The 14982-nt window shown below is 41.1% G+C and carries 10 protein-coding genes; 3 read left to right on the forward strand and 7 right to left on the reverse strand.

Features of this window, described 5'->3' with window-relative positions; genetic code table 11:
• Positions 1 to 97: 97 nt before the first annotated feature.
• The 4 genes from ccoS to JMN32_RS23940 all read right to left on the reverse strand — a co-directional run bounded on the left by ccoS (position 98) and on the right by JMN32_RS23940 (position 4439).
• Complete coding sequence (gene ccoS, locus JMN32_RS23925; RefSeq protein ID WP_185155964.1) at positions 98 to 250, reverse strand: cbb3-type cytochrome oxidase assembly protein CcoS; 153 nt, start codon at positions 248 to 250, stop codon at positions 98 to 100.
• The gene (locus JMN32_RS23930) at positions 250 to 2640 is read right to left on the reverse strand and encodes a heavy metal translocating P-type ATPase (RefSeq protein ID WP_202858912.1); all 2391 of its coding nucleotides are present in this window, start codon (positions 2638 to 2640) and stop codon (positions 250 to 252) included. Before JMN32_RS23930 ends, ccoS begins: the two co-directional genes overlap by 1 nt.
• 120 nt (positions 2641 to 2760) lie before the next feature.
• Complete coding sequence (locus tag JMN32_RS23935) at positions 2761 to 3429, reverse strand: hypothetical protein (protein ID WP_202858913.1); 669 nt, start codon at positions 3427 to 3429, stop codon at positions 2761 to 2763.
• A 59-nt stretch (positions 3430 to 3488) separates the two neighbouring features.
• Positions 3489 to 4439, reverse strand: a complete 951-nt coding sequence (locus JMN32_RS23940) for an AraC family transcriptional regulator (protein ID WP_202858914.1) — start codon at positions 4437 to 4439, stop codon at positions 3489 to 3491.
• A 359-nt stretch (positions 4440 to 4798) separates the two neighbouring features.
• On the opposite strand from JMN32_RS23940, the gene JMN32_RS23945 reads away from it, so the two are divergent.
• The 3 genes from JMN32_RS23945 (at position 4799) to JMN32_RS23955 (ending at position 11948) form a co-directional block, all read left to right on the forward strand.
• Complete coding sequence (locus tag JMN32_RS23945) at positions 4799 to 10813, forward strand: type I polyketide synthase (RefSeq protein ID WP_202858915.1); 6015 nt, start codon at positions 4799 to 4801, stop codon at positions 10811 to 10813.
• A 4-nt stretch (positions 10814 to 10817) separates the two neighbouring features.
• Entirely contained in the window at positions 10818 to 11270 is a 453-nt protein-coding gene (locus tag JMN32_RS23950; RefSeq protein WP_202858916.1) for a lipocalin-like domain-containing protein, read from the forward strand.
• Positions 11271 to 11534: 264 nt separating this feature from the next.
• Positions 11535 to 11948 carry a hypothetical protein gene (locus JMN32_RS23955; protein WP_202858917.1) on the forward strand — a complete coding sequence of 138 codons (414 nt, stop codon included), beginning with the start codon at positions 11535 to 11537 and terminating at the stop codon, positions 11946 to 11948.
• Positions 11949 to 12844: 896 nt separating this feature from the next.
• Here JMN32_RS23955 and JMN32_RS23960 read toward each other — a convergent pair.
• The 3 genes from JMN32_RS23960 to JMN32_RS23970 are packed head-to-tail and all read right to left on the reverse strand — an operon-like array spanning position 12845 to position 14925.
• On the reverse strand, positions 12845 to 13108 hold the full coding sequence (locus JMN32_RS23960) for a hypothetical protein (RefSeq protein ID WP_202858918.1): 264 nt from the start codon (positions 13106 to 13108) through the stop codon (positions 12845 to 12847).
• A 17-nt stretch (positions 13109 to 13125) separates the two neighbouring features.
• Complete coding sequence (locus JMN32_RS23965; protein WP_202858919.1) at positions 13126 to 13413, reverse strand: hypothetical protein; 288 nt, start codon at positions 13411 to 13413, stop codon at positions 13126 to 13128.
• Between the two features lie 9 nt (positions 13414 to 13422).
• Complete coding sequence (locus JMN32_RS23970) at positions 13423 to 14925, reverse strand: eCIS core domain-containing protein (protein ID WP_202858920.1); 1503 nt, start codon at positions 14923 to 14925, stop codon at positions 13423 to 13425.
• Positions 14926 to 14982 lie beyond the last annotated feature (57 nt).

The following is a 14982-nucleotide window of genomic DNA, read 5'->3' on the forward strand; positions in this document are numbered from 1 at the left end:
CACATGCGCGATGCATCACCATAAAATGGGAATATGATCAATCACTATATTTAGTGATATGGAAAGACAGAGATCATTCTATAAATCAATCGCTTTACTACTTTTTCTTCTTTTTATCTTCAAAAAGCATTCGCATAGATGGGGTTACCGTATCATCAAACTGACCACTTTTGTTTGCCCAGATAAACAAAGCCAGAAAGCTACCGGCAACTACCATACTTATTATGATCAAAATGAATATTACTGACATTAGAATAAATGTTTTTTATGTGCAAAATAATTACCAGTAAAAGTAGCAAATGCAACTACTGATATACTGCTCAATGGCATTAAAATGGCAGCAAATATCGGAGTAAGTACTCCGGTAATGGCAAATGTTAATCCAACTACATTATATAGGAATGATATAACGAAACTGGCGATAATAATGTTCTTACCATACTTTGCGTAGTCTAGGTACGTTGCCAAATGCTTGAGATGTCCACCCTCAAGAATACCATCACACGCCGGGGAAAAGGAGGAAACATCCTCTGTAACTGCAATCCCTACATCGCTTTGCTTCAGAGCACCTGCATCATTAAGCCCATCACCGAGCATCATTACCTTATGCCCTTTTTCCTGCAATTGCTTGATGTAATCAAGCTTATCCTGAGGCTGTTGTCGAAACCTCATCTCTGTTTTGCCTGTAAATACCTCCTCTAGTTGCGAGCGCTCATGGTCGTTATCTCCTGAAAGTATGGCTAATTTATACCCTTGCAATCGACCTACCAAAGTACTTAGTCCTTCCCTGTACTGATTTCTTACCTCAAAGTAACCTCGCGATATACCATCAATAGCCAGATAAACCCTTCCTGGTTCATCCTTCACATCATCCATACCAATATAGCTGGGTTTACCTAGCCGCAGCAGATGTCCGTTGACCGTACCCTGAAGCCCGTTACCAGGAATTTCCTTAAAATCAGATATGGTAAAACCAGTATCTTTCAGGCTCTTTTTAATCTTTTGACTTACTGGGTGAATGGAGTTTTCCACCAACTTTCTGACCATACCACCTTCCTCTTCGGTAAGAGTTTTTCCAAAAAATTTAACTTTACCTTCCCCGCTCTCCGTCAGGGTACCTGTTTTGTCAAATACAATCGTATCTATCGCGTTTAGTTTCTCCGCTGTTGGGGCAGACTTAAGGTAAAACCTATTGCGCCCAAAAACACGTATGGTATTACCGTTGGTAAATGGTGCTGAAAGAGCCAGGGCACAGGGACATGCTACAATGAGTATGGCCGTTGCAACCTGCCACATATTATCCGGATTGACAAAATACCAGAATACCGTTGCCACCAGGGCTATGGCCAAAATGATAAACGTAAAATATTTACTTATTCGATTGGTTATTTCTTCGGTTCCCAGCTCATCTGTAACCTTAAAGGCATGGTTATTCCATAGGGAGGTCAAATAGCTCTGTGAGCTGGGTTTAGCAATTCTCACTGTAATACGCTCTCCTATTTGTCTCCCCCCTGCATAAAGCTGGTCTTTTGCCTTCATAACTACAGGTTTTTCCTCCCCTGTCACAAAACTGTAATCAATATTGGCTCTTTGACTTAGTAATACGGCATCAGCGGGTATTATTTCGTGATTCCTGATTACGACTTCATCACCTGCCTTCAGATCTGCAATGGGTACAGTGGTAGTCACACCATTTTCTACCCTGGTGGCTGCCAGAGGAAAATACGATTTATAGTCACGCTCAAACGAAAGGTTTTCGTAAGTTTTACTTTGAAACCATTTACCTATGAGTAGAAAGAATACTAAAGCTCCTAACGAGTCCAGATAACCTGCACCTGTTTTCGTAAGTATTTCATAAAGACTACGACCAAATAACGCCACAACACCAAGAGCAATGGGAACATCTATGTTAACGAAGCCGCTACTTAAACCTTTATAAGCTGAAATAAAGTAATCTCGTGCAGAGTATAGCAATACAGGCAAAGCCAAAACTATGTTGAGATAGGCAAAAAACTTTTTGAATGAGTCATCCATTGACTCATCAATACCAAGATACTCAGGAAAGCTTAGCAACATTATATTACCAAAACAGAATGCCGCTACACCTATTTTCACTGATAGTGCAGAACTGGTCTTTTTCTTTTTATTATCATTACCTTCAGTATCAAACTGTGGCGGATAGCCTATTGAAGATAGCAGTGCCGCCAATTCTGGCAGTTGGATAACCGTAGGGTTATACCTGATCTCTGCAGTTTTCTTTAAAAAATTGACTGAAGACTGGATAACTCCCGGGTGAAAATCTGCCAGATTTTCCAAAACGTACACACACGAGCTACAATGGATATCAGGAAGTGATAATTGGATGAGATTATAACCCTCAGACTGAAAGCTCAATAGCTTATCTCTGATCTCCTTATTTTCTAAAAAATCGTACCTACCAACGAGATGTGGTTTAGACTTATTCCGGGTTTCATAAAGCTCGCGCAGGTCATCTGTTTGAAACAACTCATATATGGTTTTGCAACCTACACAGCAAAAATCTTTATCATCAAAGATAATATGGTCATTGCGACATTCCTCCTCACAATGGTAGCATTTCACCTGCTTATCAACGCGCTCTTCTACAGCAGCTTCTTTCATAGACCACTCTCAGTTTTAATAGAGGATACTCCCTGCATGTTTAATATTAACTACGCCCCAAAGTACTCCTATTTAATTCCGGAATGGAAAGAGAACAGTCAACGATAAAGATGATCTTCGTCAGTTTTTCGACATAAGCTGGCGTATAGAAACGGTGTGGTAAAATATTGCAACAGGCAATAAAACACCCGGCAACAGTAAATAAGGCACCTGTACAAATTGCAGCGCCTGAAATGTATCCGCCAAATCACTGAAGTAGTATGTCGATATAAAGGAATAACCTGTGAGTATCAATATGCAGACAGAAAGTATATTCCATATCAACAGTCCTTTCCTGCCCAGTATGTTTCTCTGCCCCAGAAACCCAACAAGCAATGCTGAAACACCTACTAAAATATCGAAGTTAGTACCTTCAAAAGTCACGGACTTAGGAAATACCCCATTTAAGAAAGCTCCGTAGATGAGACCTTCCACCAATATTCTAAAGGTCTGAATATAAACTACAAATGTAACTGGAACCCTGGCCATTGCCTCCTTAAACAAGGAACTACCTGAAAAAAAGACACTTATAATGATCGAAGGTATTATAATCAATAACGGAACTCTGGGGGGCAAGCTAAAATCGCTTAGAACGCCAGTGTTGGATAGCGCAAGCAAATAGATCAGCCAGGTCAGAAAGCCCAGCACATAGTTTCTTATTAACCTTTTCCGTTCATCAGACCTTCGCAATATGTAAAACGGGCTGAAAGACATGCCCAGTGACAATAAATAAAATCCTGTTACTACCATAATGATGTCTTTTGTGCAAAAATATGCACAGTTACAACCTGAGCATCTATCCAATATTGCTAATTTCCCTTTCTATACTTTAAAGGAGATACTTTATGGTACTTATGAAAAAAGCGGGAAAAGGAATTGGCTTCAGCAAACCCGATCATATCGGCTATTTCACTAACTTGCAATTTGGTATGTTTCAATAACATTTCAGCTTTCTGTATCCTAATCGAGATGATATATTCATGAGGGGTGCAATGAAATACACTTTTAAAGACACGTAAAAAATGAAACCTGGAAAGCAGACATACCTGACTTAGTTCATTAAGAGAAACAGGTTTCTGATAGTGAGCATGAATGTAGTCTATCGCCTGTAACATTCTCGACATCAACTCCCTTTTCGTTGTGGGCTTCACAGATGAAATCCGGCTAAAGCCTTTCCTGTCCAAATCTGTCTTTTTGAGTAAATCTGTTAACAGGTTATGTAGTAAAACCTCCTCCTCTTCTACAAAGGAAAAAGTATTGTAACCCTTATTATAAAAGTCCTGAAGTAATATAATGTGACGAGCTATATCAGGTTCCAGCCACCTTGATCTTGTAAATACATGATGATGACAGCTTTCAACATGCGGGTTATCAAGTAAATGCTCATGAGATTTTGCCCTGGCATAAGCTGTATGCTCAAACAACTCCTGCCCGAAATGAACATTAAATGTAGTGGTCGAAACAGCCTCTGGTATTATCAGGTCATAGTTCTGGCCTTTATTCACCAGGCAAAAGGAATCCTGATCAATCGTAACCTCACGCCCATCTGCCACCACTAAGCCTTTACCTTTCAAATTTAAAAACATGGAAAAAGGCGCCAGGATGTCAGTGCGCTCGGCTCCTTTGCTAGTAGTACTCAATACCACATTAGGCCAGCCTTTACCGGGGATAACCCGACCATTTACGTCTTTTCTATCTTCAAAATTGGTCTTTGCCTTATTTCTTATCCAATGTATATCAGGAAAAGCCTTAAGTAGCATTTTTGATCAGATTGTTACAAAGTATAAATATACAAACCTTTAAATACGAATATGTTATAAACTAATAATTCTGCGTCTCCATAACTCATATGAATTAAAAATAGGTGTTAAAGGGATTTTTCCTCCTGATTTGACTCAGGGATATCCCCTAGTACCCTTAGACATCCCTGATATTCCACCCTGAAGAAAATCAGAAAACGAGCTCATAGCTCTTCAAAGTATTCCTTAAAAGCCAAAATAGAACCTTTTATATCAATGATTTACTGATTTAGTAAAATCAGTAAATCCCCTGAAATAATCGCTCCAGCTTCTTCCCAACTTAGTATCAATAAAAACATCACTGCTAAAACCATCCGATCATGTCAAAAGAACCTATAGCAATCACCGGAATGTCCTGCCGCTTTCCAAAAGCGCAGAGTCTGCAGGACTTTTGGTGTCTCCTCGAAAAAGGGGAAGACACCATTGAAGAAATCAAACGATGGAACATTGATAAGTACTACAGCCCTGATAAAGGGGCGAAAGACAAAACCCATCAAAGGCATGGATCCATGCTACAACACATTGACGATTTCGATCCATTATTTTTTAATATATCACCTGCGGAAGCTGCTGAGATGAACCCATCTCAAAAACTTATGATGGAACTTGTTTGGGAATGCATAGAGAACAGCAATGCTACATATGAAAGCATAACAGACAGTAAGGTAGGCGTTTACATAGGTAACATCTGGAGTGACTTTGAGCACTTGCGAAAGCATAAGCATGCAGAGGTTACCTCCCACTCTGCCGTTGGTCAATCAGCCAATATCATAGCCAACAGAATATCTTTCTTTTATGGCTTTTCAGGTCCTAGTCTGGTAGTTGACACCGGCTGTTCATCTTCGTTAGTGGCATTGCATCTAGCCTGCCAGAGCCTTTGGGATGGCTCTATTGAACAAAGCATAGTAGGTGGTGTAAACCATACCTTGGACCCTGACCAAAATATACTACTATCTAAATTTGGTGGTTTATCTGCAAAAGGAAAATGCAGCACTTTTGATGCGGGAGCCGACGGTTTTGTGCGAGGCGAGGGAGGAGGAATAATATTATTGAAAAGGCTATCCGACGCAGAACGTGATGGAGACAAGATATATGCCGTAATCAAAGGAACTGCCATAAACAACAATGGCTTCAATGAAAACCTGCCTGCCACAAGCATTAAAGGTCAACTCGACGTACTGGCAGAAGCCTATAAAGACTCCGGCATAAAACCCGGTGAAGTCCATTATGTAGAAACTCACGGCACAGGAACCCCACTAGGCGACCCTACAGAAACAAATGCTTTGGGAATGTTTTTTAATAAAAAAAGAAAAAGACCTCTTCATGTAGGTTCTGTAAAAACAAATATAGGCCACTTGGAAGGAGCAGCTGGCATAGCCGGTTTGATCAAAGCCATTTTGGCTATTAATCACCGGCAGTTGCCTAAAAACCTAAATTTCAATAAGCCAAATCCAAAAATTGATTTTGACGGACTCAACCTGAAGGTTCAGGCTACACATACAGAATGGCCATCAGCTAAAGGAGAAACACTAAAAGCGGGGGTTAACTCCTTTGGCTGGGGAGGCACCAATGGACACACAATCTTAGAGGAGTACAAGCCAAAAACAAACCTGTTTAACTCGGCAAAAAAAATACACAACCACAAATTCGTTTTGCCAATTTCTGCCCGGTCTGAAAAAGCGCTCACTGACTATGTTAAGAGTTACACAAACTACCTAAAGTATAGTATTAATGGTGCGCCCAATGAGTTTATTCATACTGTAACTGCTACAGCACTCAGAAAACCAGCCTTCGAATTCAGTAAAGCTTTTGCTGCCGACAGCAAGCAAGAGATGATTGAGAAACTTGATGAGTATCTCAAAAGCCCTGAGATAAACTCAACAAGTATCGAAAAACAAAAAGTAGTATTTGTTTTTCCCGGACAGGGTTCTCAATGGATTGGTATGGGACGTGACCTGTATGCAACAGAACCCATCTTCAAAAAAGCAATAGACGAATGCGAAGCAGCATTTTCCAAATACTGCAACTGGTCGCTGACAGCTCAGCTAAAGGCCAATGTAAGTACCAGTAGGATGAACGAAATCAATGTTATCCAGCCCGCTCTTTGTGCTATGCAGATAGCTCTGGCCAGACTCTGGGAATCCATTGGCTTAAAGCCGGATGCCGTTACCGGTCATAGCATGGGCGAAGTGGCCGCCGCTTATATTTCTGGTAGCATTACGCTGGATGAAGCTGCAAGAGTGATTTGTACCAGAAGTAAACTAATGAAAACAGTTAGTGGTAAAGGTGGCGCTATGGCTGTAACAGAACTTACTGTTCCCGAGGCCGAAGAAATCATCAAAAAATACACTGGATTATCAGTTGCGGTAAATAACAGTCCTAAATCAACAGTAATAGCCGGAGACCAGAAAATTATCAATGAGCTACTGGAAGAGCTTGAGCGTCAGGGCAAGTTTTGTCGCCAGGTAAAAGTTGACGTAGCCTCACACAGTGCTCAAATGGAGCCTTTAAAAGACCAATTGGCAAAAGCCCTTCAGAACATCAACCCACGACAAAACAAAATACCCCTTTACTCTACAGTAAAAAACAGAGAAGTATCCGGAGAGGAGCTCAACAACGGGTACTGGGTAGATAACCTAAGAAATGGTGTGCAGTTTGCCGGCATAATGGAAGAACTCATCAAAAAAGAATTTAACACCTTCATTGAGGTAAGCCCACATCCAGTACTGACTACAGCTATTACAGAGTGTCTGGAAGCCTTTAATGGTCACGGTATTGTATCGGGCACTCTTGCTAGAAATAAATCCGAAGAAGGCGAACTATACAACAACTTTGACCTGCTTTATCAACAAGGGATCAGATTTGATTGGAAAACGTTCTATAGCAATCCTAAAATACCATTCATTAAGCTACCTTCTTACCCATTCCAAAGAGCAACTTATGCCCTTACAGAACGCAAGCAAAATCATAATACAAAAAGAGAAGGGCACCCCTGGCTTGGAAAAGAGATGAAGCTGGCACAGCTTACCGGATTACATTTCTGGGAAGCTCAGTTTAGTATCGATGAATTTCCATACCTGAAGGATCATGTCGTCACTGGCAAAATAGTACTACCAGGTGTAAGCTATGTTGAAATGCTGCATGCCGCAGTAGCCCAACTTACAGGAAGTCATCAAGTGGTGATCAAAGACCTGAGGTTCAAATCATCTGTAATCATTGATAGTGATGAGAAGGTTAGTGTCCAATTGAAGGTCCAAAAAGGTGAAGACACTTCGACATTTACCTTTTACCAAATAGCTGACGGACAATGGGTCGAAACAGCCAGTGGTATATACATCCTCAACAATAGTATTGCAGAAGGCACCACTGAAAACACCGAGTTTGAAGGAAATATGGATACTGAAGCTTTGTATGAGCAACTACAAACACTTGGTCTACAATATGGCCCATACTTCAGAGGAATACAAAAGATCAATGTAAATGGTAGACATATTCGAGCCTCAGTAGCTGTAAAAGATATACTGAAGTACAGTCTCAACCAGTACGGCTTCCACCCTGCGGTTCTCGATGCCTGTCTTCAAACTCTTTTCGCTACACAAAGTAACTGTGATACTGAAAGTACGGCCATGTCTTACCTCTCTGGTATTGAAACCGTGGAGATCAATAAACCCATTGGATTCACTGATGAACTGTACATTCATACTGAGATCATCAGCCTGGAGTTTACCAACGAAGGCCAGAGTACTTCGCTTACTGCCAACTGTATCATTACCGATGCTTTAGGCCATGTTTTACTTACTCTGAAGGGCCTGGGTGGTAAGATCTTCAAACTAGAAGAAATTGGAGAACAAAAAGAAAAATGGTACCACCATATCAACTGGGTGCCTGAACAGGTCAATTTCAAAAACCATGGGCAGAAATCATTCGTAGTAGTGGCTACACAAAACGATGATGTTACCAAACAGTTTCTGGAAGAAATAACTGACGCTGGCCATGACTTCCACTGGGTAGCACCTCATACCACCCAGGATACTCCCTTTAGTGCCTCACTCGACCAAATAGAGCTTGAAAAGGTAGACCACATCATCTATTTCAGCCACGGTCATACCGTAGCTACACAGGAAGCCATCGAAACTGAAAAGGCATTCTACCTGATCCAGCTATTCAAAGACCTGGAAGCTAAAAAGCTGATGCACTATCCAGGACTTACCATAGTTACTAACGGTGCCTTTGGGATCAAGTCTGATCACATCAACGTTGCTGCGGGACCAATAGTAGGCATCGGCAGGGTGGCATACAATGAGTTGTCTCAATATGAACCCCAGATCGTTGATCTCAGTTATAACTGTAATTTACAGGAATTAAGAAATCTCGTAAAGGTTGCCGCGGAACCCGTAGCTAAGGAACGTGAAATAGCCCTGAGAAACGAAAGTTTCTACAGCTCTCGCCTTGCTGGCTTTGTTCCCGCAATGCCTACCGCGGAGCAAATCTCCTTCTCTACTTCTGCTTACCATCTGGTTACCGGTTACAAAGGCATTGCATTCACACTGGTAGAGTGGATGTTTGCCCGAGGAGCCCGTAAATTCTGCCTGGTAAGCCGTAGTCATAATATTGATAAAGCATTAAAAACAAGAATAAAATCTCTGGAGGATCAGGGTGCCACATTCAAAATCGTTGCGTGCGATGTCTGCAATACACCTGCATTGAACAACCTTTTGGATGAGCTTCAAAGCGAGGCCGGTTTGAAAAGTATCATCCATGCTGCCGGAGTAATCAATGCAGAACAGATTATTAACCTTTCCCATGAAGAGTTCTCTTCAATACTGGCCCCAAAAGTTATAGGGGCATGGAACCTTCACCAAGCCTCAAGAAAGTATGCACTCGATCACTTCATCATGTTCTCCTCTGCTTCCAGCCTTTTAGGTCTGAGTGGTCAGGTAAGCTATGTAGCCGCCAACACCTTTCTGGATGCACTGGCTCAATACCGACAAAAGCAGCATCTACCCGCCCTCTGCATTAACTGGGGAGTGATATCGGATGTCGGTATGGTAGCATCGCTCAAAAATCTGGAGAAGTTCGCTGAGGCCGAAGGCTTTGTAGCTACCCCCATGTCGGATGCTGTAAAAGCACTGGACAAAATATTTGACCAGAGCCCTGCTAACATGGGAGTATTCCAAGTGAATGCCGATCAGACTGCCGAACATTTTCCTGCATTGGGTAACAGCAAGTACTTCTCTGGCCTCCTTCATAAAAACGAGGACACAAATGCAGGTCAGTCACTCTTGCAGACACTAGAAAGTGTACCTAATTCGGAAGAATGGCTGGATGCACTGGAAAGCCATCTGAAGAAGCTAACCGCCAGCATTATCAAATCGCCGGAAGATCAATTATCTACAACTATGAAGTTCAAGAGCTTAGGTATCGATTCTTTAATGGCCGTGCAGTTCAGAAACAAACTGGAAAAGGAGCTGAATATCAAACTTTCGGTAACAGACATCTGGGAGCATCCAACCATTGCCGAATATGCTACCTTTCTGGTGGAGAAGCTGTTCAAGGTCAAAAAGCAGAAGGAAGAACAAAGTACCTCTGAACCGACCATTGTTGCCAGCACTTCCAATGCTAAACATAAGGTACAATTGGTATGTTTTCATGATGCCGGAGGTAATGCCAACCTGTATGCAGACTGGGAGGAAAAACTGGCAAACAATATACAGCTCGTGACTGTTGAACTGCCTGGCAGGGGGAAATCATCATCTATGCAACCATTCACCAATATGAAGCAAGCCGTCCACAAGATCTCTGATACACTAATGGGCGTAATGGACAAACCTGCGATCTTCTTCGGGCATAGCATGGGAGGCCTGATAGCATTTGAGGTAATGCGTGAGCTGAGAAGAAGACTGGCAAGACCTCCTGTAAGCCTCATAGTTTCATCTACACCACAACTGGCTTCCTATGACAAACAGCACCTGGATCACAATGCTGATGATCAAACTCTGACAAAGCGTTTCCCTCATCTGAGCAAAGAAGCCATACCTGATACCGAGCTTCGTGAGATACTGATCAGACTTTTAAGAAACGACCTGATATTACTCGACTCTTACAAGTATGAATTCGCTCCTCCTATGGATGTCAACATCATTGCCATACATGGAAAAAGTGATATCACGGTAAGTAACAAACAAATGAACCTCTGGAAAAATGAAACCACCCTGAAATTCAGGTTCATAGAGCGCGAAGGTGACCACCATTACCTAAGATCATGCACAGATTTTGTTACCGAATTAATTAATAATGAAGTAACAAAACCAGCTTTAATTCACCTAAAAAAATAAATCAATGGAAGCACAACAAGTCACAACTAAGTTATCTAAAGAAGTAATAGGTACCTGGAAACTTGTTTCCTGGACCTTCAAAAACGACAACGGAGAAGTCATTGACTATTTCGGCAAAAGTCCTCAAGGTATACTCATGTATACCGACAGCGGCTACATGAGTGTCCATATTATGAAGAACGACAGAAAAAAATTTAAAAGTGGAGGAATGTATGATGGTACTACTGATGAAATTGTTGATGCCTTCACCTCATACTTCGCCTATTTCGGTAAGTTCATAGAGAAGGAACCGGGAGTATTGCAACACACTGTGGAAGGTGGCACCTTTCCTAACTGGCTGGGCAATATTGAAGAGCGCTACGGTGAAATAGAGGGAGATCGAATGATACTGTCAACACCCCCAATCCGTACAGGCGAACACGATATTGTATTCAATGTGGTGTGGAAAAGGGCGTAGTATAAAAAGACAAAATCTGTTACAGAAGTAAGAAATCACACTATAAGTATCTCATTATCTACATTTTAAACATCATTACATCAATTGTATTAGAGTATTAATAGATATAAATATTATTAAGTTATTAAATATCAATAAGTTACACAACATCAAATAAACACAAGGTTAAATATATTACACCCATGCAATCGAGTCTCTTATTTAACAGCATAGAATCTTTGCAAGTAATAAATTAAAAGGAAATTCAATCAAAAATTAAAAACTATGAATCAAGCTAGCATAATGAAAGGTGAATCACTCTTAAAAGAGAAAAACCTGGAGGTAACTTATGATCCATCAAATCAAATCCTATTTTGTCGCTGGATAGGTTTTCAAAACAGGGACAAAATCATTTCAGGGGGAAATAAAATACTTGAACTATTTAAAAAGAAAGCCAACTGCACTAAAATATTGAATGATAATACAGAAGTTACCGGCCCTTGGCAAGACGCTGCAGAATGGACCGTAACCCAGTGGTTTCCTCAAATGGAAAAAGCAGGCCTAAAACATTTCGCATGGATTTTCTCAGAAAATATTTTCGCACAGCTATCTGCTAAAAACGCCATGCCGGATTCAAATATTGTAACCAAATTTAACTCAGCCACAGAAGCACTTGAATGGCTAAAGTCTAAACCCTAATAGCTCCAATGTATCACCAGCAACACCAGCTCTCCCCCTGAGAGTTGGTGTTTTACGTTACCTGATGGTATAAGCAATAGTCATCTAAATTGTAAGGAAAATACCCTACAATAGACGATTAAAACCTTAAAATTCAAATGTAAATACACTACAAAGCACCTTCCCTATTCATAAGGGGAGTGCTTTTTCTTTATCCACAACATCTATTCTTCAGCGCAGCGCTTATTTCATATATTCATCTGCTCAGTTAACTTAGCTCCTCATTTAAGTTTAGATGATAGCAATTAGAAAGGCGTCAGGCACCTCTGATCATTTCACTATTGAGCAATTAGCAGGGGATATATCGCATGAAGTTTTATGATCCGATCATACCCACACTAATAATTTTCTAACAGAGTTTCAATTAAAAGAAGCTATTGCAAGACCAAATTGCCAGTGAAACAGCTACTATTTACTAATCGTTGAAGAGCCTCCAACAGGATATCTCGGATTGATAAAACACAATAACAAACTTATAATTAGCAAGTTATACACAATCAAGACTTACCAAGAAAAAATCAGAAAAGCAGCCATGGATTTCTCAACCAGACTTGCCCTTAAAACCATATAAAAAGTATAGAATTAGTTGTGAACCAACTTAACAGCACTATCATAAGCATATATAAGCAATATGGTTTTGAGGCCATTTAAACGCTTGTCAACTCCTTTTCGGACGGACATAGCAAGGATAAAAAAATACACAAAACGATCCACCAAGAGCCTACAAATGCGTTTCCCAATCACCTCTCCTATAGGAATAGGAGCCTATGTACGCAATTTTTATACCCTGGATTGAAGCTCTGTATTTTAATGTGTGAATAGATGGCTTATGGAGTTTCAGTATGAATACACTTAAATTAAGCAAAAAGCCTCCAAAGGAAAAGTACCAACCCGACAATGGCAACACATGAAATGATAAGAAGGACCCTGTGGTCATAGAAAAGATATCCGGTAATGACAAAGCCCAGAATTGCGAAAAGTGATGTACTTAAAAACAGGTTACCCAACCCCATATCGTGGGCATGGTCAAGACTAAACCACCTTGCAAAGTTAAACACATAACTGAGCAGAAAGCCTACCAGCACAAAGCCCGCATTGATCAGTATGTAATTAACTATCATAACAACGTAAGGCTATTTTAAATAAAGTAAAACAGGCTATTAAGAAAGAACAGCATCCCTATAATCGCCAGCACTGATACAACTGGCAAAACCTTAAACCTGGAATAAACATATCCTGTATAGGCCAGGCCAAGAATGGTAAAAACAGAGGTAGTAAAGAACAGGTTTCCCAACCCCATGTCATGCGGATCATCCAAACGAAACCATGAAGCAAAGTTAATGATAAAGCTCAATAGGAAACCTGCCAGCAAAAAACCCGTGTTGATGAGTATATACCTGACTACCACCTTATAACTTGTTTGCATCTAATTATATTAGTCCTTCGTTACTTTAAACTCCTCTCCCGGCCCGGAATCAGTGGGGCGCTCCACAAGGTTAAATACCTGAGTATCCAAATACACTTTTACCTCAGACCATGGTGTTTTAGCCTTGTAATACTTAAATACCTGAGCTCCCTTATCCATCGCAGATTTGGCTCCTTTAAGCTTAGATAAACCTTCATAGCTATAGTCTCCATTCCCTTTATCATGCTCACCATGCTTATGCCCATCCTGGTTCACATAAGAGTGGAAAGATTTGATCGAGTCATCACCCTTTTCCTCTGCCCTCTCTGCATGTCCGTGAGCATGAGAGTCCTGAATCATATGCATTAAGCTACCCATAGCCCGCTTAGGGGTACTTCCATCTTTATAGGTATGAAACAAGTCATCAATAGTTAGCTTATCCGCATTCGGAGTCCCTTTAAAGTACTCTGTAAAACCAGCTACAGGTACGCCGGTCAGTGTAGTATTGCTCTTGATATCACCTATTCCTACACGGTAAGTAAACTCCGCCCAGACCATGACCTTGTCCTTGGTGATTTGCGCCTTGATGCCATCAGCAATCGCCATGGCATGAAAGAATTGTAAATCACCAAAATGACTTCTGGCTGTCATATTATCCTTCTTGCCTATCCGCTCTCCTTTTTTGCTCTTGCCTTTACCATCAGAAAAGTGATTGTACCAGACCAAACCGCTACTATAATTGTCGTTTTCCCTTTCGTTGTTATCAAACAAAAGACCTTCAGGGTCATCATTCCAGATCACACCTCTGATGTACTCAAAAACTTCCTCATCATCAAGCGAGGCATCTTTTGGTACTACACCTGCCTTTATGAGCGATTGCAGAGTCAGGTTCTCATGAACAGGGTCTCCCTTATTCCAGGGACCTTCAATTTCATTTTTCTGCACCACATCATCCTGTGCTTTCTTCTGAACAGTAACCCCACCGCTTACTGCCTGATTACGAGCTGCCTTGTAGCCCATGCTGTCAGCTTCCTGCTCCAAAACAGGATCATCATTAACTACCAGACCTTTTGCCTGAGTTGTCGCCTTGACTCTGCCTTGTCTTTGCTGTACCACATGTGCAAGCTCATGGCCTATCAGCTCTTGTCCTTTAACGCTATGGGGATTATATTGCCCGGGAGCAAAATGTATATCATTGCCCTGAGCATAAGCCAAAGCCCCAATTTGTTTCGCCTGCGATGAGTTGCTATGAACTTTTACATCTTCAAAACTTGCCCCAAATGCACCTTCCATTTTCCCCTTCACCACCTCAGGAAGTCCGCCTGAGCCTTTGTTTGAAGAGGTAGGTGCTTCAGAAGCTTGCCCACCTCCCATATTACCCGATGCCTTCTGAACTGGTATAAATCCAGCCTGCCCGAACAGTTGCTGAATACCTAATGATGACGAGGATAGGTTATCCTTCTGTAAATTGTCTTGTTTGCTTCCAGGGGTAGATGATGGTGACGATTGTTGCTGATGCTGAATGTCGTTCATTGCCTATAAATACATAAAGCTCTAAGATATAAACCCTGACAAAAAAATAGCACTTAA

Origin of the sequence: Fulvivirga marina (genome assembly GCF_016775155.1) — a bacterium.
Taxonomy (GTDB): domain Bacteria; phylum Bacteroidota; class Bacteroidia; order Cytophagales; family Cyclobacteriaceae; genus Fulvivirga; species Fulvivirga marina.